The organism is Brevundimonas sp. UBA5936, from assembly GCA_002430835.1.
Classification (GTDB): Bacteria; Pseudomonadota; Alphaproteobacteria; order Caulobacterales; family Caulobacteraceae; genus Brevundimonas.
Genome location: DJDA01000045.1, coordinates 1 through 22,393, shown reverse-complemented (window position 1 = coordinate 22,393; position 22,393 = coordinate 1). Strand labels below are relative to the sequence as shown.

The 22,393-nt window shown below is 66.5% G+C and carries 24 protein-coding genes; 14 read left to right on the top strand and 10 right to left on the bottom strand.

The window, feature by feature from the left end; translation table 11 throughout:
• Window positions 1-12: 12 nt before the first annotated feature.
• The gene (gene queF / locus B2Y21_RS04705) at window positions 13-474 is read right to left on the bottom strand and encodes a preQ(1) synthase (protein ID WP_253109718.1); all 462 of its coding nucleotides are present in this window, start codon (window positions 472-474) and stop codon (window positions 13-15) included.
• A gap of 94 nt (window positions 475-568) precedes the next feature.
• On the opposite strand from queF, the gene B2Y21_RS04700 reads away from it, so the two are divergent.
• From B2Y21_RS04700 to B2Y21_RS04680, 5 genes are all read left to right on the top strand, one after another.
• The gene (locus B2Y21_RS04700; RefSeq protein WP_292057466.1) at window positions 569-1,000 is read left to right on the top strand and encodes a TonB family protein; all 432 of its coding nucleotides are present in this window, start codon (window positions 569-571) and stop codon (window positions 998-1,000) included.
• A gap of 358 nt (window positions 1,001-1,358) precedes the next feature.
• Entirely contained in the window at window positions 1,359-2,285 is a 927-nt protein-coding gene (locus tag B2Y21_RS04695) for an NAD(P)H-dependent flavin oxidoreductase (protein ID WP_292057464.1), read from the top strand.
• 36 nt (window positions 2,286-2,321) lie between these two features.
• On the top strand, window positions 2,322-3,029 hold the full coding sequence (locus tag B2Y21_RS04690; protein WP_292057462.1) for a TorF family putative porin: 708 nt from the start codon (window positions 2,322-2,324) through the stop codon (window positions 3,027-3,029).
• A 64-nt stretch (window positions 3,030-3,093) separates the two neighbouring features.
• Window positions 3,094-3,300 carry a hypothetical protein gene (locus B2Y21_RS04685; RefSeq protein WP_087141357.1) on the top strand — a complete coding sequence of 69 codons (207 nt, stop codon included), beginning with the start codon at window positions 3,094-3,096 and terminating at the stop codon, window positions 3,298-3,300.
• A 169-nt stretch (window positions 3,301-3,469) separates the two neighbouring features.
• Window positions 3,470-3,682: a cold-shock protein gene (locus B2Y21_RS04680; protein WP_003164457.1), complete on the top strand. Its 213-nt coding sequence runs from the start codon at window positions 3,470-3,472 to the stop codon at window positions 3,680-3,682.
• A gap of 96 nt (window positions 3,683-3,778) precedes the next feature.
• On the opposite strand, the gene B2Y21_RS04675 is transcribed toward B2Y21_RS04680, so the two are convergent.
• From B2Y21_RS04675 to B2Y21_RS04665, 3 genes are read right to left on the bottom strand one after another with little or no spacing between them, the layout of a single operon-like run.
• Window positions 3,779-5,017, bottom strand: a complete 1,239-nt coding sequence (locus B2Y21_RS04675) for a mechanosensitive ion channel family protein (protein WP_292057458.1) — start codon at window positions 5,015-5,017, stop codon at window positions 3,779-3,781.
• A 55-nt stretch (window positions 5,018-5,072) separates the two neighbouring features.
• Complete coding sequence (locus B2Y21_RS04670) at window positions 5,073-6,236, bottom strand: cystathionine gamma-synthase (RefSeq protein WP_292057456.1); 1,164 nt, start codon at window positions 6,234-6,236, stop codon at window positions 5,073-5,075.
• 4 nt (window positions 6,237-6,240) lie between these two features.
• A complete protein-coding gene (locus tag B2Y21_RS04665) occupies window positions 6,241-7,644 on the bottom strand; it encodes a pyridoxal-phosphate dependent enzyme (RefSeq protein ID WP_292057453.1) in 1,404 nt (467 codons plus the stop codon).
• Window positions 7,645-7,756: 112 nt separating this feature from the next.
• Here B2Y21_RS04665 and rnr point away from each other — a divergent pair, with 112 nt between their 5' ends.
• The gene (gene rnr, locus B2Y21_RS04660; protein WP_292057452.1) at window positions 7,757-10,072 is read left to right on the top strand and encodes a ribonuclease R; all 2,316 of its coding nucleotides are present in this window, start codon (window positions 7,757-7,759) and stop codon (window positions 10,070-10,072) included.
• Between the two features lie 178 nt (window positions 10,073-10,250).
• On the top strand, window positions 10,251-10,958 hold the full coding sequence (locus B2Y21_RS04655; protein ID WP_292057450.1) for an NUDIX hydrolase: 708 nt from the start codon (window positions 10,251-10,253) through the stop codon (window positions 10,956-10,958).
• 18 nt (window positions 10,959-10,976) lie between these two features.
• Here B2Y21_RS04655 and B2Y21_RS04650 read toward each other — a convergent pair whose 3' ends face one another.
• Window positions 10,977-11,591, bottom strand: coding sequence for a hypothetical protein (locus B2Y21_RS04650; protein WP_292057449.1), 615 nt, complete (start codon window positions 11,589-11,591; stop codon window positions 10,977-10,979).
• Window positions 11,592-11,717: 126 nt separating this feature from the next.
• On the opposite strand from B2Y21_RS04650, the gene rpmG reads away from it, so the two are divergent.
• Window positions 11,718-11,885, top strand: coding sequence for a 50S ribosomal protein L33 (gene rpmG / locus B2Y21_RS04645; protein WP_003164451.1), 168 nt, complete (start codon window positions 11,718-11,720; stop codon window positions 11,883-11,885).
• A gap of 92 nt (window positions 11,886-11,977) precedes the next feature.
• Here rpmG and B2Y21_RS04640 read toward each other — a convergent pair whose 3' ends face one another.
• The gene (locus B2Y21_RS04640) at window positions 11,978-13,339 is read right to left on the bottom strand and encodes a PleD family two-component system response regulator (RefSeq protein WP_292057447.1); all 1,362 of its coding nucleotides are present in this window, start codon (window positions 13,337-13,339) and stop codon (window positions 11,978-11,980) included.
• A complete protein-coding gene (locus B2Y21_RS04635) occupies window positions 13,336-13,713 on the bottom strand; it encodes a response regulator (RefSeq protein ID WP_003164449.1) in 378 nt (125 codons plus the stop codon). The genes B2Y21_RS04640 and B2Y21_RS04635 overlap by 4 nt, the downstream gene beginning before the upstream one ends.
• Before the next feature lie 124 nt (window positions 13,714-13,837).
• Here B2Y21_RS04635 and B2Y21_RS04630 point away from each other — a divergent pair, with 124 nt between their 5' ends.
• From B2Y21_RS04630 to B2Y21_RS04615, 4 genes are all read left to right on the top strand, one after another.
• Window positions 13,838-15,112, top strand: coding sequence for a DNA polymerase IV (locus B2Y21_RS04630; RefSeq protein WP_292057445.1), 1,275 nt, complete (start codon window positions 13,838-13,840; stop codon window positions 15,110-15,112).
• 54 nt (window positions 15,113-15,166) lie between these two features.
• Window positions 15,167-15,625, top strand: coding sequence for a RidA family protein (locus B2Y21_RS04625; protein WP_200166643.1), 459 nt, complete (start codon window positions 15,167-15,169; stop codon window positions 15,623-15,625).
• Window positions 15,622-16,767, top strand: coding sequence for a GNAT family N-acetyltransferase (locus B2Y21_RS04620; protein ID WP_292057442.1), 1,146 nt, complete (start codon window positions 15,622-15,624; stop codon window positions 16,765-16,767). The genes B2Y21_RS04625 and B2Y21_RS04620 overlap by 4 nt, the downstream gene beginning before the upstream one ends.
• A gap of 88 nt (window positions 16,768-16,855) precedes the next feature.
• Complete coding sequence (locus B2Y21_RS04615; protein WP_292057441.1) at window positions 16,856-17,161, top strand: CsbD family protein; 306 nt, start codon at window positions 16,856-16,858, stop codon at window positions 17,159-17,161.
• A 71-nt stretch (window positions 17,162-17,232) separates the two neighbouring features.
• On the opposite strand, the gene clpA is transcribed toward B2Y21_RS04615, so the two are convergent.
• Both clpA and clpS read right to left on the bottom strand, forming a co-directional pair.
• Window positions 17,233-19,539 carry an ATP-dependent Clp protease ATP-binding subunit ClpA gene (gene clpA, locus B2Y21_RS04610; RefSeq protein ID WP_292057440.1) on the bottom strand — a complete coding sequence of 769 codons (2,307 nt, stop codon included), beginning with the start codon at window positions 19,537-19,539 and terminating at the stop codon, window positions 17,233-17,235.
• A gap of 12 nt (window positions 19,540-19,551) precedes the next feature.
• Window positions 19,552-19,881, bottom strand: a complete 330-nt coding sequence (gene clpS, locus B2Y21_RS04605; RefSeq protein WP_003164443.1) for an ATP-dependent Clp protease adapter ClpS — start codon at window positions 19,879-19,881, stop codon at window positions 19,552-19,554.
• Between the two features lie 140 nt (window positions 19,882-20,021).
• Between clpS and B2Y21_RS04600 the strand changes: the two genes are divergently transcribed.
• Window positions 20,022-20,561, top strand: coding sequence for a nuclear transport factor 2 family protein (locus tag B2Y21_RS04600; protein ID WP_292057439.1), 540 nt, complete (start codon window positions 20,022-20,024; stop codon window positions 20,559-20,561).
• A gap of 56 nt (window positions 20,562-20,617) precedes the next feature.
• Here the strand turns inward: B2Y21_RS04600 and B2Y21_RS04595 are convergent, their stop codons facing one another.
• Entirely contained in the window at window positions 20,618-21,088 is a 471-nt protein-coding gene (locus B2Y21_RS04595; RefSeq protein ID WP_292057435.1) for a phasin family protein, read from the bottom strand.
• 268 nt (window positions 21,089-21,356) lie between these two features.
• Between B2Y21_RS04595 and B2Y21_RS04590 the strand changes: the two genes are divergently transcribed.
• On the top strand, window positions 21,357-22,393 hold a 1,037-nt coding region (locus B2Y21_RS04590), incomplete at its 3' end, for a D-alanyl-D-alanine carboxypeptidase family protein (RefSeq protein WP_292057434.1).

Genomic DNA, 22,393 nt, shown 5'->3' with positions numbered 1-22,393 from the left:
TCCAGCTAAACTTCACCCCCGCCCGCGATACCCCGCCACGCCCTGATCCGGCAGCCACACGCCCTCCAGCGGCGCGCCCGTCTGCCAGAAGACGTCGATGGGGATGCCGCCGCGCGGATACCAATAGCCGCCGATCCTCAGCCATTTCGGTTGCAGCAGTTCGGCCAGGCGCTTGCCGATGGCGACGGTGCAGTCCTCGTGGAAGGCGCCGTGGTTGCGGAAACTGGTCAGGTACAGCTTCAGGCTCTTGCTCTCGACCAGCCAGTCGCCGGGCACATAGTCGATGACGATGTGGGCGAAGTCGGGCTGGCCCGTCACCGGGCACAGGCTGGTGAACTCCGGCGCGGTGAAGCGCGCCACATAGAGGGTGTCGGCGTGCGGATTGGGCACGCGCTCCAACACCGCCTCTTCCGGGTTGGTCGGGGCGGCGGTCTGGGCGCCGAGCTGGCTGAGGCTGTCGGTATAGTGGGTCATGGGACGGGCTCTTGCGGGCGGCTCTGATCGAAAGGCTTGCGCCGGACCGTCAAGGTTGGTCCATTGGCGCGCTGGGGTCGGGGGGCCAAATAGTGTGAAGACCTTCTGGACACAAATCCTGACCCTTCTGGGGTTGGCGGCGTCGCTGTCGGCCGCCCTCTATTTCGCGCGCTATCCGCAGGCGGCGCCGACGCTGACCCTGCCTTCGCTGCACCTGTCGAACCCGTTCGCAATCCCGGTCTCGGTCGAACCGCGCTGGGTGCGGCCGCCTGCCCCCACCGCCGCCGACTATCCGGCCAAAGCCCTGCGCGCTGCGGCCAGCGGCGAGGCGATCATCACCTGTCGCGTCTCGCCCCGCGGACGACCGACCGACTGCGAGATCGAGTCCGAAACCCCTTCCGACCTGGGCTTCGGCCCCGCCGCCCGCCGCATCGTCGAGCGCGGCCAACTGACCCGCCCCGTGCTGGAAGACGACCAGAGCGTCGGCCCGCGCTTCACCGTCCGCGTGCCCTTCACCCTCGACTGACCGCAATCGGCCAGCCCCCCTTTTCACCTGTGCTAGGCTGCGCCTCAGCCAAGGGAAAAGCCGTCGCGACGGAGGGGCGATTTCAGACGATTCAGACGAATTGGACTCTCTTTTTTCCTTCTCCCCCTGTGGGAGAAGGTGGGCGCCGGAGGCGCTCGGATGAGGGGCGTCGGCGCGACTCCCGCTGCTCTGCGTCTCCCTTGTGCGATAGCCGGACACGGAGGCGCTCACACCCCTCATCCGTCTCGCTGCGCGAGCCACCTTCTCCCACAAGGGGAGAAGGATCACTGATTGCCTTCCCCGACGACACCCGGTTAGCGTGGCTTAAAACAACGCATTCCTTCAGGAGAGACGACCCGTGGCCATTCCCGCTTCCCTGCAGTCCGGCCTGAAGCTGCCGGTGATCGCCTCGCCCATGTTCCTGGTGTCCGGGCCGGACCTGGTGGTCGAGGCCTGCAATGCGGGCGTGATCGGCACCTTCCCCTCGCTGAACCAGCGCACGACCGAGGGCTATCGGGAGTGGCTGCACGAGATCAAGTCGCGCCTGACGCCCGACGCCGCGCCCTTCGGCGTCAACCACATCATCCACCCGACCAATTCGCGCCTGATGGCCGACATGATGGTCTCGGTCGAGGAGAAGGTGCCGCTGATCATCACCTCGCTGGGCGCCGTGCGCGACGTGGTGGATGCGGTGCACGGCTATGGCGGCGTGGTCTTCCACGACATCGCCAATGTGCGCCATGCGAGGAAGGCGGCCGAGGCGGGCGTCGACGGGCTGATCCTGGTCGCCAACGGCGCGGGCGGGCACGCGGGGGTCGTCAACCCCTTCGCCCTGATCAATGAGGTCCGCAGCTTCTATGACGGAACCATCATTCTGGCGGGCGCCTTGTCGACCGGTCAGGACGTGGCCGCGGCGCTGATGATGGGGGCCGACTTCGCCTATATGGGCACCCGCTTCATCGCCACGACCGAGAGCGAGGCTCAGCCCCACTACAAGGATCTGATCGTCCAGTCGGGCTCGGCGGACATCACCTACACCCCCGCCGTCTCGGGTATTCCGGCCAACTTCCTGACCCCCTCCCTGGTCGAGAACAAGATCGACCCGAAGTCCCTGCCCGAGCACAAGCTGGACATGGGCGAGGAAGCCAAGGCTTGGAAGACCATCTGGTCAGCGGGCCAGGGTTCGGGCGCCATCCACGACGTGCCGACCACGGCTCAGCTTGTCGCTCGGCTGACGGACGAGTTTTCGCAAGCCTGTGATAAATTCGACAAGAAGCGCCTCTAGGAAGCGGCCTCGACACTCCCCTATCGAGGCCGATTCATGCGCATCCTGACGACCGCCCTGAAGACGACCGTCTTGGCGACCGCCCCGCTCCTGATCCTGGCCTCGACGGCCGCACAGGCGCAGGACATGCCCGGCCGCTGGAGCTTCAGCGCCGGCGCAGCCAGCGACAACCGCTCCAAGGACGCCTCCAAGTCGGACGGCGACGCCTTCGTGTGGGGCGCGGCGGAATGGGAAAGCGAAAGCGGCCTCTTCTACGTCAGCCCCGCCGCCGAAACGATCAAGAGCGGCGGCTCGGAGCTGGAGCTGGAGCTGACCGGCGGGGTGAAGCCCCAGTGGGCCGGCTTCGACTTCGACCTGAACGTCGCGCACAAGTGGCGGGTGGACGCCAACCCCGGCTATGACGCCAACGCCTGGGAGTTCACGGCTGACATGAAGCGTTCGATCGGCCCGGCCAGCGCACGCCTGCGGCTGCAGCACTCGCCCGACGGCGCCGGATCGGTCGAGGCCTGGACCTGGGTCGCCCTGCGCGGCGGCTGGGACTTCACCGACAAGCTGAACGTCTCGGCCGAGGTCGGCCGCCGCGAGCAGGACAACAGCGTCGACTACACCGGCTACAACATCGGCGCGACCTATGCCCTGACGCCCAAGCTGGAGGCCGAACTGCGCTGGCACGGCACCAACGCCAAGGTTCCCGGCGAGCAATACGCCGACGCCCTGGTCGCCGGGATCAGCGTCTACTTCTGACCGATGCGCCGCCGTTTCAGGCGCCCGGTTTCATCTTTCGCTCGAAAGGGCCTAGGTTGCGGTCATGACTTTTCGACCGACGACTTTGGAACGTGCGTACCAACTGGCCGAAAGCGGCTCCTGCCGGACGGTAGGCGATGTCAAACAGGCCCTGAAGCTGGAGGGCTATGAGCGGATCCAGGATGCGCTCTACGGCTCGACCATCACCTCGGCCCTGCGTAAGCTGTGTCAGGAGAACTGGGTGTCGCCGCCGGAAACGGCCGAGCCCTGACGCACCGGCTCTTGCATTAGGACACCGGAGGGTCCACCCTAAAGGGGTCGATCTCTCTGCGTAACGCTCTGCCTTCTGCCCCGCGCACCGAGGTCTAAGCCGATCCATACAGACCCGACAGGTCTTCAGGGACGTTCTCTGAGGCCAACTTCTAGCGGAGGTCCTGAAAATGGCTACCGGCACTGTTAAATGGTTCAACTCCACCAAGGGCTACGGCTTCATCCAGCCGGACGACGGCGGCAAGGACGTCTTCGTCCACATCTCGGCTGTTGAGCAAGCCGGCCTGCGCGGCCTGGACGAAAACCAAAAGGTTTCCTACGAAATCGAGCGCGACCGTCGCTCGGGCAAGGAATCGGCTGGTCAACTGAAGACCGAAGGCTGATCCGGCTCCATCGCCGGCCGCGTCAGCAATGACGGGCCGACGATGACAGGATTTAAAGCGCGCAGGGGTCGCCCTCTGCGCGCTTTTCTTTTGCCCCTAGGCCGCCAGCGAGGGCCGCCGCAGCTGGACGAAGTCCGCCCCGCTGGGCGACTGGAACAGGCGCAGATCGAACTCAGGCAGGATCGCCAGCAGGTGATCGAAGATGTCCGCCTGGATCGCCTCATACTCGGCCCAGGCCACGGTGGCGGTGAAGGCGTAAATCTCCAGCGGCAGGCCCGTCTCCGTCGGCTGCATCTGGCGCACCAGCAGCGTCATGTCCTGACGGATGCGCGGATGGTTCTCCAGATAGTTCTGCACATAGGCGCGGAAGGCGCCGATGTTAGTCGAACGCCGCATATTGACCGGATCGCGTCCGGCCTCGACCAGCTTGGCGTTCCAGTCCGCCATTTCGGCGCTCTTGTCGGCCAGGTAGTCGTCGATCAGCAGGAAGCGCCGCATCCGCTCGCGCTCGGCCTCGGTCAGGAAGCGCGCACTGGTCTGGTCGATCAGCAGGGACCGCTTGATGCGGCGCCCGCCGCTGTCCTGCATGCCGCGCCAGTTGCGGTAGGATTCGCTGATCAGTCGCCACGTCGGGATGGTGGTGATGGTCTTGTCCCAGTTCTGGACCTTCACCGTGTGCAGGGCGATGTCGATGACGTCGCCATCGGCGTTGACCTGGGGCATCTCGATCCAGTCGCCGACGCGCAGCATGTCGTTGGAGTTCAGCTGAACCGACGCCACCAGCGACAGGATGGTGTCCTTGAACACCAGCATCAGCACCGCCGCCAGCGCACCCAGCCCCGATAGCAACAGCAGCGGCGACCGGTCGATCAGGGCCGCGATCACCAGAATGGTGGCGATGGCGTAGATGACGATCTTCAGAACCTGCAGATAGCCCTTGATGCTGCGGCGATGCGCGCGCGGCGAGCGGGCGTAGAGGGCGTTGGCCATATCCAGGCCCGCGCCGATGCCGATGGCCACGGCCACGATCATGAAGGCCCCGGCCACGTTCTGGACCAGGGTGACGAAGCCAGTCGCCAGATGCGGCACGCCGCTGACGCCCTGATGGATGATGATGGCGGGCACGACGCGGGTGAAGCTGCGCACCACAGGGCGCAGCAGCACGTCGAGATCATGCACCGCCCGACCGACGATCCGCAGGATCAACCGGGTCAGGATGCGGCGGACCACAAAGTCCGCGATAAAGGCGACTAGGACGAGAAGACAGAGCCCGATCAGCATCTCCGCGATCGGGAACTCCGCCAGGCGATCACGCATGGCGACAAAATCAAACATGACGCCAGCCTAGGCAGGCCTGCCGGGGATTTGAACCCCGGCGCCTCAATCAGTCTCAGCCGATGGCCTGATCCAGGTCGGCGATCAGGTCGTCGATATCCTCGACCCCGACCGACAGGCGGATCAGGTTGTCGGTGACCCCGCCCGCCTCACGCACCTCTTTGGGCACAGATGCGTGGGTCATGATGGCCGGGTGGTTCACCAGGCTTTCCACGCCGCCCAGAGACTCCGCCAGGGTGAAGACCTGCACCCGCTCCAGCACCCGCTTCGTGCGCTCCAGGTCGCCGTCGATCAGCACCGTGACCATGCCGCCGAAACGGCCGTTCATCTGGCGCGCCGCCAGCTCATGTTGCGGGTGGCTGACCAGGCCCGGATAGATGACCTTGGCCACGCCAGCTCGGTCTTCCAGCCAACGGGCCACCGCCAGAGCGTTCTCATTGTGCGCCTTCATGCGCAGGCCCAGGGTCTTCAGGCCCCGGTTGGCCAGGAAGGCGTCGAACGGCCCCATGACGCCGCCGATGGAGTTCTGCAGGAACTTCAGCTGGGTCGCCATCTCGGCGTCCTTGGCGACCAACACCCCGCCGACGATGTCGGAGTGGCCGTTCAGATATTTGGTCGCCGAGTGCATGACCACGTCGGCGCCCAAGGCCAGCGGCTGCTGGCTCCACGGCGTGGCGAAGGTGTTGTCGACCACTAGGATCAGCTTGTGCGCCTTGGCGATCTTCGACAGGGCCTCGATATCGGCCAGTTTCATCAGCGGGTTGGTCGGCGTCTCGACCCACAGCATCCGCGTCTTGTCGGTGATCGCCGCCTCGACCGCCGCCAGGTCGGTCAGGTCGATATAGCTGAAGTCCAGCCCCATCGACCGGCGCCGCACCCGCTCGAACAGCCGCCACGAGCCGCCATACAGGTCGTCGCCGGTGATGATGTGCGACCCTGCGTCCAGCAGTTCCAGCGCCGTCGAAGTCGCCGCCATGCCCGAGCCGAAGCCGAAGGCCTGAACCCCGCCCTCCAGATCGGCGATGCAGGCCTCAAACGCCTCGCGCGTCGGGTTCTTGCCGCGGGCGTATTCATAGCCCTTGTTCACGCCGGGGCTTTCCTGGGCGTAGGTCGAGGTGGCGTAGATCGGCGTCATCACCGCGCCCGTCGTCGGGTCCGGCTGCTGGCCCGCATGGATGGCGCGGGTCGAAAAGCCCTGACGGTTCTTCAGTTCAGACATGGGCTTACCGGTTCAGGCTGAGGTGGTTGATCAGGTCGGTGCGGGTGATCAGGCCGACGAAGGTCTCGCCGTCCAGCACGATGGCGACGCGGTCGCGGTCAAAGACCGGGATCAGGGCGTCCAGCGATTCCGTCACCTGCAGCGTGTCCAGATCGCGCGTCATGGCCGAGGCGACCGGCTTGGCGAAGCGCTCCTGACGGGTGATCTCGTCGGTGTTCATGATGTGGACGATGTCGCTTTCATCCAGAATGCCGACCAGACGGCCGTCCTGAATGACCGGCAGTTGCGACAGGCCATCGCCGCGCATCCGCTTGAAGGCGGTATCCAGGGTGTCTTCCGGCCCGATCACCACCACGTCGCCGGCGGCGTATTTGCGGTTTATCAGGTCCGACAGGTCGCCGTGCAGTTCGCGCTCGGCCAGGCCCTGATCGGCCAGCCAGGCGTCGTTGTAGACCTTGGACAGATACTTGGCGCCGGTGTCGCAGACGAAGGTCACGACCCGCTTCGGCTCGGTCTGTTCGCGGCACCAGCGCAGGGCCGTGGCGATCAGGGTGCCCGACGACGAGCCCGCCAGAATGCCCTCCTTCAGCAACAGTTCGCGCACCGTGGCGATCGCCTCGGCGTCAGGGATGGAATAGGCGACGTCGATCAGGTCGGGATCCGTCGTCTCGGGCATGAAGTTCTGGCCGATGCCTTCGACCGTATAGCTGCCGTCCGGCCCGGCGACACCGTCATTGATCAGGCCCGCCAGCGCCGAGCCGACCGGGTCGGCCAGAATGATCTTGGCCTTGGAGCCCTGCGACTTGAAGTATTGCGCATTGCCCGTGATCGTCCCGCCCGAGCCGATGCCGGCGACGAAGGCGTCGATGTCGCCGTCCATCTGCTCGAAGATTTCCGGGCCGGTCGTCTTGAAGTGGGCCTCGGAGTTGGCGTCGTTGGCGAACTGGTTGACGAAATAGCCGCCCGGAATCTGCTGGGCCAGGCGCTCGGCCATGTCGGTGTAGTATTCCGGGTGGCCGTGCGGCACGTCCGATCGAGTCAGGCGCACATCGGCGCCCATGGCGCGCAGGTGCTGGATCTTCTCCTTCGACATCTTGTCGGGGATGACCAGCAAGACGTTGTAGCCCTTCTGCTTGCCGACCAGGGTCAGGGCCAGGCCCGTATTGCCCGCCGTGGCCTCGACGATGGTGCCGCCCGGCTTCAGCCAGCCCTGCTTTTCCGCCGCCTCGATCATCGACAGGGCGATGCGGTCCTTGATGGAGCCGCCGGGGTTCTGGCTTTCCAGCTTCAGGAACAGACGGCAGGGGCCGGTGTCGATCCGCGTCACCTCGACCATCGGCGTCTTGCCGATCAGGTCCAGCAGGGTCTTCGCCGGACGGCTGAGAACAGGGGTGTCGGTCATCGACATGAAGGCAGGCTCCGTTGCACGGGTTTCAGGGGGAAGCTGGGCGTCGCGACCCTCGCGGTCAACTCATGCAAGTTTTCACCCTTTCGCCGCGAAGCGCGTTAGAAAGGGCGCAATGGTCAAGACACCGAAACGCCCCGTCGCGGGCCTGCCCGACAAAGAATCCCTCATCGCCTTCCTGCGCGAGGCCGGAGAAGCTGAAAAGGCCGACATCGCGCGCGCCTTCGGCCTGAAGGGCGCCGAACGCCGCGCCCTGCGCGACATGCTGAAGGAGCTGGAGGCCGAGGGCCGCCTGGGCAAGCGCGGCCGCAAGGGCTTTTCCGAAGCCGGCGCCCTGCCCCCCGTCGGCGTGGTCGATGTCGTGGATCGCGACGCTGACGGCGAGCTGTATGTCGAACTGGTCAAGAGCAGTGAGGACGCGCCGCGCGCCGTCCTGATGCCCGACCGGGAAGGGCGCGGCCCGGCGCCCGGCATGGGCGACCGCCTGCTGGTCAAGTTCAGCCGGGGCGTCGAAGGTTGGGAGGCGCGTCTGGTCAAGCGGCTGGACGCCGGAACCGACCGCGTGCTGGGCGTCATTCGAAAATCAGCGCGCGAGACGCGGGTCGAGCCGGTCGACAAGCGCTCCAAGGACGTGTTGCTGGTGCCCGCCGCCCAGACGGCGGACCTGCGCGACGGCGATCTGGTGCTGGCCGCCGTCGAGAAGGGCGAGCATCGCTATGGCCCCAAGCGCGGCAAGATCCTGGAGAACATCGGCCGCGAGGACGACCCGCGCGCCGCCTCCATCATCGCCATCCACGCCCACGGGGTGCCGACCGGCTTCTCTGACGCGGTAGAGCGCGAGGCCGAGGATCAGGCCGTCCCGACGCTGAAGGGACGCGAAGACCTGCGCCACGTCCCCTTCATCACCATCGACCCGGCCGACGCGCGCGACCACGACGACGCCGTCTATGCCGAGCGCGACCAAGACCCCAAGAACGACGGCGGCTGGATCGTCTGGGTCGCCATCGCCGACGTCGCCGCCTATGTGCGCCCGAACACGGCGCTGGACCGCGAGGCGCGAGCCAAGGGCAACTCGACCTACTTCCCTGACCGGGTCGAGCCCATGCTGCCCGAGGTGCTGTCCAACGGCCTGTGCAGCCTGAAGCAGGGCGAGAACCGCGCCTGCATGGCCGTGCGCATGGTCTTTGACAAGGACGGCCGCAAGACCGGGCACAAGTTCACGCGCGGCCTGATGCGCAGCCACGCCAAGCTGTCCTACGAACAGGCGCAGTCGGCCATCGACGGCCTGCTCGACGACGCCACCGGGCCGATCATGGAGGCGATCCTCTATCCGCTGTGGAACGCCTATCGCACCATGCTGAAGGGCCGCGAGCGCCGCAGCCCCCTGGCCATCGAAAGCCCCGAGCGCCGCATCATCATGTCGCCCGACGGCGGCATCGCCGGCATCGAGCCGCGCAAGTCGCTGGAGGCCCATCGCCTGATCGAAGAGATGATGATCCAGGCCAACGTCTGCGCCGCCGAGACGCTGGAAAAGACGCACACGCCGCTGATCTATCGCGTTCACGACACGCCCAGCCAGGAGAAGATCTTCAACCTGGCCGACTTCCTGCACACCATCGGCAAGCCCTGGAACAAGGGCGAGGCGCCGAACACCAAACGCTTCAACAAGCTGCTGGAAGAGACCCGCGACACTCCGCACGCCGAGGTCGTCAACGAAGTCGTCCTGCGCACCCAGATGCAGGCGATCTACAGCCCCGAGAACGTCGGCCACTTCGGTCTGCATCTGGACCGCTACGCCCACTTCACCTCGCCGATCCGGCGCTATTCCGACCTGATCGTCCATCGCGGGCTGATCCGGGGGCTGAAGCTGGGCTCGGACGGCCTGACCGACCGCGAGATCGCCGAACTGGGCGGCATCGCCGATCATGTCACCGAAACCGAGCGTCGCTCCATGGCCGCCGAGCGCGATGCAATGGATCGCTACATCGCCGCCTTCCTTGAAGAGCACGTCGGCGCGACCTTCAGCGGCCGTATCACCGGCGTGACCCGCTTCGGCCTGTTCATCCGGCTGGACGAGACGGGCGCCGACGGCCTGGTCCCCGTCTCGACGCTGGGCGACGAATACTTCACCCACGACGACCGCGCCCACGCTCTGGTCGGCGAGCGCACCGGCAAGCGGTTCCCGCTGGGCCGCCGCGTCGAGGTGCGGCTGATGGAGGCCACCCCCGTCACCGGCGGTCTGGTGCTAGAAATGCTGTCCGAACCGGACCCGCGCGATCCCAACGCCCCGGCCCCGCGCTACGGCATGCGCGGACGCGGTGGAGACGGCCCGCCCAAGCGTGGCAAAGGCCGCCCCGGCGGTCCCAAGCCCCGCAACGGCGCCAAGCCTTCCGGCGGCCTGAAAGGCGTCCGAAAGGGCAAGCGGCGGTGAGGAATATCACGTCCCTTCTCCCCTCGAGGGAGAAGGTGGGCGCCGGAGGCGCTCGGATGAGGGGGCTGTATCCGCACGCAGGACGACAGACGTTGAGGACGCAGCAAGCGTCCCCCTCATCCGTCTCGCTCCGCGAGCCACCTTCTCCCCCGATGGGGAGAAGGCAGGAGTTTTTGCGATGACCCCCCGCCCCTTCGACGCAGCCCAAGACCTGGCCGACGCGCCCCGTGTCGGCGGCGCTCAACGTCCCAAGGACGCGGCGACCCTGATCCTGACCCGCGACGCCAGGCGCCCCGAGGTGCTGATGGGCCGCCGGGCGCCGGGCCATGTCTTCATGGCGTCGAAGTGGGTGTTTCCGGGCGGCCGTATCGAACGGGCGGATTTCAACGCCGCCGACGACGGCGCCCTGTCGCATGACGCCGCGCGCAGGCTGGAAGCGGAGATGCCCGCCCGCCGCGCCCGCGCCCTGGCTCTGGCTGCCGTGCGCGAGACGTTTGAGGAAACCGGCCTGATCCTGGGCCGTTCGGCGCCCCCCGCCTCGGTCGCCGGACCGTGGCGGGAGTATCGTCAGGCAGGCGCCCTGCCCGATCTGTCGGTCCTGTCCTATGTGGCGCGCGCCATCACCCCGCCGGGCCGCACGCGTCGGTTCGACGCCCGATTCTTCATGGCCCCGGTCGAGGCCCTGCGCGATCCCGACCGCATCGAAGGCTCAGGCGAACTGGACGAGATCGCCTGGATTCCGCTGGATGAGGCGCAGGCGCTGGACGTGCCCGCCATCACCCGCTTCGTGCTGGGCGAGGTCGCCGGGCGGCTGGAGACGCCGCAACGTCCCCTGCCCTTCGTCCACATGGTGCGCGGCCGCCACGTCATCGACCATCAGGACTGACGCAGCGGCCTTTTCGTCCTATTCCGCGACCGGCTTGGTCAGGTCGAAATCGACCTGGAAGTGGCGGTTCGGGCGGCGCAGCTCATAGGTGAACGTCTTGCCCGGGTGGACCTCCATCGCCCAGACGTTGGTCGTGGAGACCGAGGCGTTCTGTGCGTTGAACAGGTCGATGGATTCCTGATCGACCGGGAATTCCTGACGCTCGGCCGTGCCTTCGCTCGCAGTATCGCCACCATACCAGTGCAGCGGATCGGTCTTGCCGTCCGGCTGTCGGTGATCGTGCTTCAGGCGCAGGCCCGATTCGGTGCGGGTCACGACCCAGGTGCGCGAGCGGTCTTCGCCGACCCAGAAGGGAATGCGAATCTCATCCTTCGAGCAGTCGCGCACATGCATCAGCAGGCGCTTGCCGACGAAGTCCGAGTCGGCGGCCTCGGTCGTGACGACCTTGCCCTCAAAGCGCTGGCCGCACAGTTCGGTCAGATTGGCGAAGAAGGCGTCCTGGGCCGTGGCCGGGGCTGCATCGGCCGTTGCGGCGGGCGTCGCAGGCTCAGACGAGCAGGCGGACAGGGTCAATCCAACCGCAATGGCGGCGACGGACAGGGCGCGGGCGGGCTTGAAGTGGGGCGTTTTCATGTCGAAACACTAGCGCTTCTGCGGCGGCGCTCAACGCGACATCGAAACCGTTGACTTTGGGCCCGTCCTGAGTATGTTCCGCGCCTCTCGTTTCATGCGGCTTTCGCCGTCGCAAAGGTACTTCCGATGGCCAAACCGGCTTCCATCAAGATCCGCCTGAACTCCACCGCCGACACCGGCTTCTTCTACGTCACCAAGAAGAACGCCCGTACGATGACCGAGAAAATGGTCGTCAAGAAGTACGACCCGGTCGTCCGCAAGCACGTCGAGTTCAAGGAAGGCAAGATCAAGTAAGGGCTTAGCCCTCCGCTTGAACCTGCAAGAATCGAAACGCCCGGTCGCAGGACCGGGCGTTTTTCGTTGTCGGTAATGCGACGACAGAAGCGTCAGGCGGCGCGCGCCACCACCCGATTACGGCCGGCCTTCTTGGCCTCATAGACGCCTTCGTCGGCGCGCTTCAGCAGGGAAGCCGGCGTGTCGTCCGCCCCCCAGGTCGCCGCCACTCCGACCGAGACGGTGATGCTCAACGGCTCACCGCCCAGGATGCGGAAGGCCGAGGCGCCGACATCGCGACGAATCCGCTCGGCGATGCGATGGGCGTCCTCCAGCGTCGTGCCGGGCATGACCACCACGAACTCTTCGCCGCCGAACCGGCACGGCAGGTCCACGGCCCGCACATTGGTCGCCAGCCGCACCGAAAACTCGCGCAGCACCTCATCGCCCGCGTCGTGGCCCAGGCTGTCGTTGACCGCCTTGAAGTGGTCGATGTCCAGCACCAGCACCGCCACCGGATCGCCGCCGCGATTGGCGCGCGCCACCAGGGCGTCCAACTGGCCGTTCATGTAGCGACGGTTGTGCAGGCCGGTCAGGGGGTCGGTGACCGCCATCTCCAGATTGTGGTCCAGCTTCTCGCGCAGGAAGTCGCCGTAACGCTTGCGCCGCACCTGGGTTCGCACCCGCGCCGCCAGTTCTTCGGGATCGATGGGACGGATCAGCAGGTCGTGCGCGCCCAGTTCCAGCGCCTTGAGCAGGCGCGGCCGGTCCTGGGTCTCCACCACGGCCAGAACAGGCAGGCGCCGCGTCGGCTCCTTGGAACGAAGCTGGGCGATCAGACGCAAGCCGTCGAACCGCTCGGACGTGATGTTGACGATCACCAGATCGACCGGACCGCGCGCCGTCTCCAGCCCCGCCTCGGCGGAAGGCTCGATCAGGGGGCGGTGTTCTCGCGACAGTTCCTGCGCCATCACCTGAGCCTGAAGCGTGTTGTCGTCGACGATCAGCACACGCCCGCCAGACCCCTTGAGCCGCGCCACGCCGCCGGTGTCGACGCCGACCCGACGCCCGCTTTCCTCACGCTCGCGCAGCTCGTCCATGACCATCTTCAGCCGGGTCAGGCTGCGGACCCGCGCCATCAAGATCACGTCGTCCAGCGGCTTGGATAAGAAGTCGTCGGCCCCGGCCTCCAGCCCCTTGATCCGGTCGTGCCGCCCATCCAGCGCCGTCACCAGCACCACAGGGATATGGCGCGTCTCCGCCGCCGCCTTGATCCGGCGACAGGTCTCGAAGCCGTCCATGCCCGGCATCATCACGTCCAGCAGGATCAGGTCCGGCTGCTCGGCGCCGGCCAGGGCGATGGCGGTCGCGCCGTCATGGCAGGTGAGCACGTCGTAGTATTCGAGGGTCAGCTTGGCTTCGAGCAGCCGGACGTTCGCCTCGACGTCGTCGACCACCAGGATTCGCGCACTCATGCCGCCCCCTGACCCAGGTGCCTGCGCACCGTCTCCAGGAAGGAAATGACCGAAATCGGCTTGGAGATGTAAGCCTCGCAGCCTCCCTGCCGAATCCGTTCCTCATCACCCTTCATGGCGAAGGCTGTAACGGCGATGACGGGGATATGGTTCAGCTCTTCGTCGTCCTTGAGCCATTTGGTGACTTCAAGGCCCGAGATTTCCGGCAACTGGATATCCATCAGGATCAGATCGGGGCGGTGCTCGCGCGCAATCGCCAGCGCCTGCAGCCCTTCGCGGGTCTGCAGCACTTCATACCCCTGGGAATCGAGCAGATCATGAAAAAGCTTCATGTTCAGCTCATTATCCTCGACGATGAGGACTTTCTTGGACATCCGCCACCCGGCTGTTGCGCCTCTTGTTCATCCGCTTTCGCGGTGGGCTGTTGCGCCTTCTTGGGTGCACTGTGAGCGCAGCAGTCTTAAGTTGACGTGAAGCCGAGACAAACGGAGTTCATGCTTGGCCATCACGGCCCTCTGTCGCGACTGCCTGTGGACCGGCGACCGCAAGGTCGCGCGGTGTCCGTCGTGCGCCTCCCGCCGGGTCATCGCCCATGACGAGCTGAGCGATCTGCACATCGCCCACCTGGACTGCGACGCCTTCTACGCCTCGGTGGAGAAACGCGACCGGCCCGAACTGCGCGACAAGCCGGTGATTGTCGGCGGCGGCAAGCGCGGGGTGGTCTCCACCGCCTGCTATGTGGCGCGGCTGTACGGCGTCGGCTCCGCCATGCCGATGTTCAAGGCGCTGAAGGCCTGCCCCGACGCCGTGGTCATCAAGCCGGACTTCCGCAAATATGTGGCCGAGAGCGAGCGCATCTTCGGCGCCGTTCATCGCCTGACGCCGCTGGTCCAGACCCTGTCGCTGGACGAGGCCTGGATCGACCTGAAGGGCACCGAGCGGCTGAACGGCGGCCCGCCCGCCTTCCAGTTGGCGCGCCTGCAGAAATGGATTGAGGACGAGACGGGCCTCAGCGTCTCCATCGGCCTGGCGCCCAACCGCTTTCTGGCCAAGATCGCGTCCGAACTGGACAAGCCGCGCGGCTTCTCCGTCATCGGCGCGGCTGAGGCGCAAGGCCTGTTGGCGCCGCGCCCCGTGACCACCCTGCCCGGCGTCGGGCCGGTGTTCGGACGCACCCTGCGTTCGGACGGCTTCGCGACCATCGGCGACCTGGCCGCCGCCGAGGTCAAGGATCTGGTCCGGCGCTATGGCGAGACGGGCCTGCGCCTGCACGACCTCAGCCACGCGCGCGACAGCCGCCCGGTGAACCCGGATCACGACCGACGCGGCATGAGCGCCGAGACCACCTTCAACGACGACCTGACCACGGCCGAGGCGCTGGAGGCCGAGCTGTGGCCCCTGTGCGAGAAGCTGGCCTCCAAGGCCCGGCGCGACGGCGTAGCCAGCCGCGTCGTGGTGCTGAAGCTGCGCAAGACGGACTTCAAGATCGTCACCCGCCGCATCACCCTGGCCGAGCCGGTGCAGACGGCGCGCGCTCTGTTCGCCGCCGGGCGCGACCTGCTGAAACCGGAACTGGGCGCGCCCTATCGACTGATCGGCATCGGCATGGCCGACATCGCCGACGCCCATGACGCCCCCGCCGGCCTGTTCGCCACGGCCGAGACGCGAGCCCTGAAGACCGAGACCGCCATCGACGCCCTGCGCGACAAGTTCGGGGCCGCAGCCGTGGTGGCTGGACGCGCGTTGAAGCGACCAAATGAACGCCCCGGATGACGCGGCCGCCGCGCCGCGCTAAACCCCCTCCACCCTTTCATACGGAGTCGCCCCATGAGCATTCACGCCCGCATCGCTGAACTCGGCATCACCCTGCCCGAGCCCGCCAAGCCGGTCGCCAGCTATGTCTCCTACGTCCGCTCGGGCGAGCAGATCTTCATCTCGGGCCAGCTGTCTAACGACGCCAGCGGCGGCATCAAGGGCACCGTCGGCGTGGACGTGACCCCGGAGCAGGCCGCCGAGGCCGCCCGCCTGTGCGGCATCAACCTGCTGGCCCAGATCAACGCCGCCGTCGACGGCGACCTAGATCGCGTGGTCCGCATCGTCAAGCTGGGCGGCTTCGTCCAGGCGGGGCCGGACTTCGAGGCCATCCCCGGCGTGATCAACGGCTGCTCGGACCTGATGGTCCAGGTCTTCGGCGACGCAGGCAAGCACTCGCGCTCGGCCGTCGGCGTCTACAAGCTGCCGCTCGGCTTCGCCGTCGAAGTGGACGCCATCATCGAGGTGAAGTGAGCTTCACCCTTCAGGTAAACGACCGGATCGCCGCCATAGGCCGGGACGCATGGGACGCCTGTGCGGCTCCAAGCGGCGATCCTTTCGTCTCCTACGACTTCCTTGACGCCTGCGAGGCGTCCGGCAGCGCCGTCCCGTCTGAGGGCTGGGCGGCGCGCCACCTGTCCTTGCATGATGAAGACGGCGCCGTGATCGGCGTCATGCCCCTCTATCTCAAGGGCCACAGCCAGGGCGAATACGTCTTCGACCACAGCTGGGCCGACGCCTATGAGCGCGCGGGCGGGCGTTACTATCCCAAGCTGCTGGGCGCCGTGCCCTTCACCCCCGCGAGCGGCCCGCGCTTCCTGAACGCGCCGGGCACAGACGCCGCCACGGTGCGCGAGGCCCTGCTGCAAGGCGCGCTGACGCTGACCCAGCGGCTGGGCGTCTCGTCCCTGCACATCAACTTCCCGCTTGAGGCCGAATGGCGCGTCATGACCGAGGCGGGTCTGCTGCCGCGCCGGGACATCCAGTTCATCTGGCGCAACGACGGCTATCGGAGCTTCGACGACTTCCTGGCCGCCCTGTCGTCCAACCGGCGCAAGACCATCCGGCGCGAGCGACGCGAGGCGCAAAGCGGTCTCGACATCCGCGTCCTGACCGGGGCCGAGATCACGCAGACGCACTGGGACGCCTTCTTCGCCTTCTACATGGACACCGGCGACCGCAAATGGGGGCGGCCCTATCTGACGCGCGACTTCTTCGCCCGCGTCGGGGCCGGCATGGCCGACCGCATCGCCCTGGTCATGGCGTTCAAGGGCGAGGCGCCGGTGGCGGGAGCACTCAACTTCATCGGCCGAGACGCCCTGTATGGCCGCCAATGGGGAACGCTGGTCGACCGGCCCTTCCTGCATTTCGAGCTGTGCTATTATCAGGCCATCGACTTCGCCATCGCGCGCGGCCTGTCGCGGGTCGAAGCGGGCGCGCAAGGGGATCACAAGATCGCGCGCGGCTACCTGCCCTCCCCCGTCTATTCAGCCCACTTCATCGCCGATCCGGCGCTGCGCGATCCGGTCGCCCGCTACCTGGAACAGGAGCGCCCGGCGGTCGAGACGGAGATGCACGCGATGACGGCGGAGCTGTCGCCTTATCGCCAGGGCTGACATCGCGTCGCACCTGACAGAACGCCGGAACCTTGGCCGTTTTTGCGCGCTTCTTGGGGGCTTTCCCTCCCCAACAGGTAAGATAGTCATGGCAAATCAACGCATCGAAGGCGCCGTCGAGGAATTCGAAGGCAAGGCCCAGCGCGGCGCAGGCCGTCTGCTCGGCGACAGCAAGCTTCAGGTCGAGGGCGCCGTCAAGGAAGTCTCGGGCCGCGCCAAGAACGCCTATGGCCGCGTCATCGACGGGCTGGACGACATGGTCGACCGCGCGCCGTCCGACGTACGCGAACCGGCCCGCAAGGCGCTGGGATTCGCCCGCGAAAAGCCTCTTCTGACGGTCGGCATCCTCGCCGGCGCAGCCGCTCTGCTGAGCGCCCTGGGCCGCAAGCGCTAGGCCGCCCGGCGGCGAATACAAAAAAGGCCCGGACTCGCCGTCCGGGCCTTTCGCTTTGAGCCTGACGGAAATCAGGCCGTTGCTTCTTCCTCTTCCTTCACCGCCGCGCCCTTGGCCGGGGTGATGTCGAAGGCGATCTTGCCGTCCTTCAGCTCGACCTTGACGTGGCCGCCGCGCGTCAGGCGGCCGAACAGGATGTCGTCGGCCAGCGGCTTCTTGATGTGTTCCTGAATGACGCGAGCCAGGGGACGCGCGCCATACAGTTCGTCGAAGCCGTTCTTGGCCAGCCAGTCGGTCGCCTCGTCCGTCAGTTCGATGGTGATGTTGCGGTCCGCCAACTGGGCTTCCAGCTGCATCACGAACTTGGTCACCACCGAGCGGATCGTCTCGGCGCCCAGCGGTTTGAAGGCCACGATGGCGTCCAGGCGGTTGCGGAACTCCGGCGCGAACAGGCGCTGGATGGCCTTGTCGTCCTCGCCCTCGACCTTGCCCCGGCCGAAGCCGATGGAGGCGCGAGCGTTGTCGGCGGCCCCGGCGTTGGTGGTCATGATCAGGATGACGTTCCTGAAATCGACCTTCTTGCCGATAGCGTCGGTCAGCGTCCCGTTGTCCATCACCTGCAGCAGGATGTTGTAGACGTCGGGGTGCGCCTTCTCGATCTCGTCCAGCAGCACCACCGAGTGCGGATGCTGGTCGACGGCGTCGGTCAGCAAACCGCCCTGGTCATGGCCGACATAGCCCGGAGGGGCGCCGATCAGGCGGCTAACCGTGTGACGCTCCATGTATTCCGACATGTCGAAGCGCTGCATCTCGATGCCGAGCGTGGCGGCGAGCTGCTTGGCGACCTCGGTCTTGCCGACGCCGGTCGGGCCGCTGAACAGGAAGGCGCCGATGGGCTTGTTCGGATCGCGCAGACCCGCCCGCGCCAGCTTCATCGCCGACGACACCTGATCGATGGCCTGTTCCTGACCATAGACCGTCCGCTTCAGATCGGTCTCAAGTTCGCGCAGGGATTCCGTGTCCGACTTGGACACCGACTTGGGCGGGATGCGGGCCATCTTGGCGATGACGGCCTCGACCTCCTTCTGACCGATGACCTTCTTGCGCTTCGATTCCGGCAGCAGCATCTGCGACGCCCCCGCCTCGTCGATCACGTCGATGGCCTTGTCCGGCAGCTTGCGGTCGGTGATGTAGCGCGCCGACAGATCAACCGCCGTGCGGATGGCCGAGTCCGTGTAGCGCAGCTTGTGGTGCGTCTCATAGGTCGTCTTCAGACCCTTGAGGATCTTCACCGTGTCCTCGATCGTCGGCTCATTGACGTCGATCTTCTGGAAGCGGCGCACCAGGGCTCGGTCCTTCTCGAAGTGCTGGCGGTATTCCTTGTAGGTGGTCGACCCCATGCAGCGCAGGCTGCCTGACGCCAGAGCTGGCTTCAGCAGGTTGGAGGCGTCCATGGCCCCGCCCGACGTCGCGCCGGCGCCGATCACCGTATGGATCTCGTCGATGAACAGGACCGCGTTCTCGTGGTTCTCCAGCTCCTTGACGACCTGCTTCAGCCGCTCCTCGAAGTCGCCGCGATAGCGGGTGCCCGCCAGCAGAGAGCCCATGTCGAGGCTGTAGATGGTTGCGCCCTTGAGAACCTCCGGCACCTCGCCGTTGACGATCTTGCGCGCCAGGCCTTCGGCGATGGCGGTCTTGCCGACGCCGGGGTCGCCGACCAGAAGCGGGTTGTTCTTGGTCCGGCGGCACAGGATCTGGATCGAGCGATCGACCTCGGCCTGACGACCGATCAGCGGGTCGATCTTGCCGTTGCGGGCCTTCTCGTTCAGGTCGATGCAGTAGGCTTCCAGCGCCTCGCCGCCTTGCTTGACGACCGAACCGTCCTCGGCCTCTTCCGGGCTGGCGCCGCCGCGCACCGAACGGGCTTCATTAGCCCCGGCCTTCTTGGCGATGCCGTGGGCGATGAAGTTGACCGCGTCGTACCGCGTCATGTCCTGCTCCTGCAGGAAATAGGCGGCGTGGCTTTCGCGTTCGGAGAAGATGGCGACCAGGACGTTGGCGCCGGTCACTTCCTCGCGGCCGGACGACTGGACATGGATGACCGCGCGCTGGATCACGCGCTGGAAACCGGCCGTCGGCTTGGCGTCGTCGCCGTCGGCCGTGGCCAGGGCGGCCAGGTCGGTGTCGACATAGGAGCCGAGCGCCGCCTTCAGCGCGCCCAGATCGACGTTGCAGGCCGTCATCACGGCCGAGGCGTCCGGATCGTCGATCAGGGCCAGCAGCAGGTGTTCGAGCGTGGCGTATTCATGCCGGCGCTCGTTGGCGTAGTGGACCGCGCGGTGCAGGGTCTCTTCGAGAGGACGGGAAAACGAAGGCATGGCAGGTTCCTCTCAGTCCTTTTCCATCGTGCATTGCAGGGGGTGCTGGTGGCGTCGCGCCGTCTCGACCACCTGGGCGACCTTGGTTTCGGCCACTTCGTAGGTGAAGACGCCGCAGACCCCGACGCCATGCTGGTGCACGTGCAGCATGATGCGGGTCGCGTCCTCGCGGCTCTTCTGGAAGAACCGCTCCAGCACGTAGATGACGAACTCCATGGGGGTGTAGTCGTCATTCAGGATCAGCACCCGATAGAGCGAGGGCCGCTGAAGTTTCGGCTTTGTCTCGGTGACGACGGCGGCGCCTGCGCCTCCGCCTTGCTCACCTGGCCGTCTGTTAGGCATTCGTGGTCCGTAATCGGGGAGTGTCAAAAGATCAGATAGGGAATGATGGCCTGATTTGTAGATGCGTCCAGTCACAGCCTGCGTGACCCCGGTCGCCTGACCAAAGATTCACGGGACATCTCGGCTCAGGAACCGCACCAATGCGCTTCCGTTCCCTGCCCCGGACCGCCGCCATGCCCCTGATCGCCGGACTGTTCGTCGCCCTGACGCTGGGCCAGGCGCCCGCCGCCCCGACCGATGACGCCGCCCTCCCCCCCATCATCGCTGAACGGGACGCGGCCCTGTTTTCGGTCATGTTCGACCGATGCGATCCCGAGGCCCTGGCCGATCTGGTGACGGACGACCTGGAATTCTATCACGACCGGGGCGGACTGACGGCGACGCGGGCGCGCTTCATCGACGATTATCGCCAGGGCTGCACCGCGCGGACCGCCCCTGACGCCTGGCGCTCACGGCGCGAACTCGTGCCCAGCACGATGCGGGTCTACGCCATCCCCGGCGTCGGCGCCGTCGAAGAAGGCAGCCACCTGTTCTACGAACGGCAGGGCGACGGGCCGGAAACCCTGGTCGGACGCGCCCGCTTCTCCGTCCTGTGGCGGCTGGAGCCGGACGGACGCTGGCGGCTGGCCCGCGCCTTCAGCATCGACCACGCGCCCATAAGCGCCGAAGCGAAGCCATGAAAAAGGCCCCGGCGTCTCCGCCGGGGCCTCGTTCGCATTAAGCGTGCAGTCGCGCCTTAGCGGGCGGCTTGGAACTGCTCAATAGCGGCCGAAACGCGCTCGTTGATCGGCTTGAAGCTGTCCTTGACCGAGGCGGTCATGGTCTCGGTCGCCTTGCCGAACTCGGCCAGATAGGCCTCGGCGGCCGACTTGGCCCAGTTGGTCTGCAGTTCGAACAGTTCCTGCACCGAACGAGCCTGCGAGAAGGACTGAGCCGCGGCGACGCCGTCTTCCCAGGACTTCTTGCTGTAGGCCACGGCCTGTTGCGACAGGGCCTCGGCGCCCTTCTGGGCGGCGGCGGCGGATTCGACCACGGCTTCCAGGTTCTTCTTGCCGTGCGCGTTGATCTCGCTCAGCGAGGCGACCGACTTGTCGACGCCTTCGCGGAACGCCTTGGCGCCGGCGGCCTGGATGGATTCAGCCTGGGCCTTGGCCTTGGCGGTGGTTTGTTCGACGGTCTTCTTCACGGTCTCAGCGGCGTCAGCCATGGGGAGTCTCCTGAAGCAAAAGGGTTCTTGCGACAGGCGAGCCCATCGCGACAACGGCGATATGGTGCACCTGCGAAAAGACTTCAAGTGAAATTTGTGCGACGCACAATATGATCGCTGATAACCTGCCCTCTGGATGCGGCGAGCGATCACAAGTCTGTTGACGCGCCGTTAACCCTCTCGAAACCGGGGAAGCGGATGTTAGCCTTTGTAACGTGCGTGATCGCAGCCGTCTTCGCGCCACAGTGACGAGGCTAGTAGCTTGCCCATGAACGCCCTATTCCGCCGTCGTTTCCTGGCCGCCCTGGTCCTGGGAGGCGTCGTCCTGACGCCGACAATCGGCGTCGCGCCGCCGGAAGCGCAGTCGTCCGATAGTCGGTATGCGGCCATCGTGGTCGACGCCGCCTCGGGTGAAGTCCTGTTCTCGCGTTTCGCCGACGCGCGACGCTATCCGGCCTCCATCACCAAGGTCATGACCCTGTATCTGGCTTTCGAGGCGTTGGAGTCGGGCAAGGTCAATCTGAACGACAACCTGACCGTCTCGCCGCGCGCGGCGTCGCAGCCGCCCTCCAAGCTGGGCCTTGCCGCCGGCCAGACGATCAGCCTGGACGACGCCATGCGCGCCACGGCCGTCCGCAGCGCCAACGACATGGCCGTGGTCATCGCCGAGCATATCGGCGGCTCCGAAGGCCGCTTCACCCAGATGATGACGGAGAAGGCGCGCGAGCTGGGCATGGAGCAGACCCGCTTCACCACCGCCAACGGCCTGCCCGACACGCGCCAGGCGACCACGGCGCGCGACCTGTCGATCCTCAGCCGCGCGGTCATGCGCGACTATCCGCAATATTACCGCTACCTCGGCCTGCATGACTGGTTCTACAAGGGCCGCGACTACCGCAACACCAACGGCCTGCTGGCCACCGGGCGCGGTTATGACGGCATCAAGACCGGCTTCACCAACGCCTCAGGCTACAACCTCGCGGCGTCCTCGGTGCGCGACGGCAAGCGGATCATCACCATCGTCATGGGCGGCCGCTCGACCAAGAGCCGCAACGACCACGTCGCCGAACTGATGGACACCGGCTTCGAGGTTCAGCGTCGCCGCGGCCAGGGCGAGCGCATCCAACTGGCCCAGGCCTTCTTCGAACAGCGCGGCTACGGCGTCAGCGCCGATCCTTCGCCGCCCATCGCCTACGCCTCCCTGTCCGACGAAGATGGCGAAGGCGTCGGCTCCTCGACCGAGGTGGCCTATGTCGCCGGGCCGCCGCCGCGCAACCTGCCGACCGAGGTGACGCCGCCGCCGTC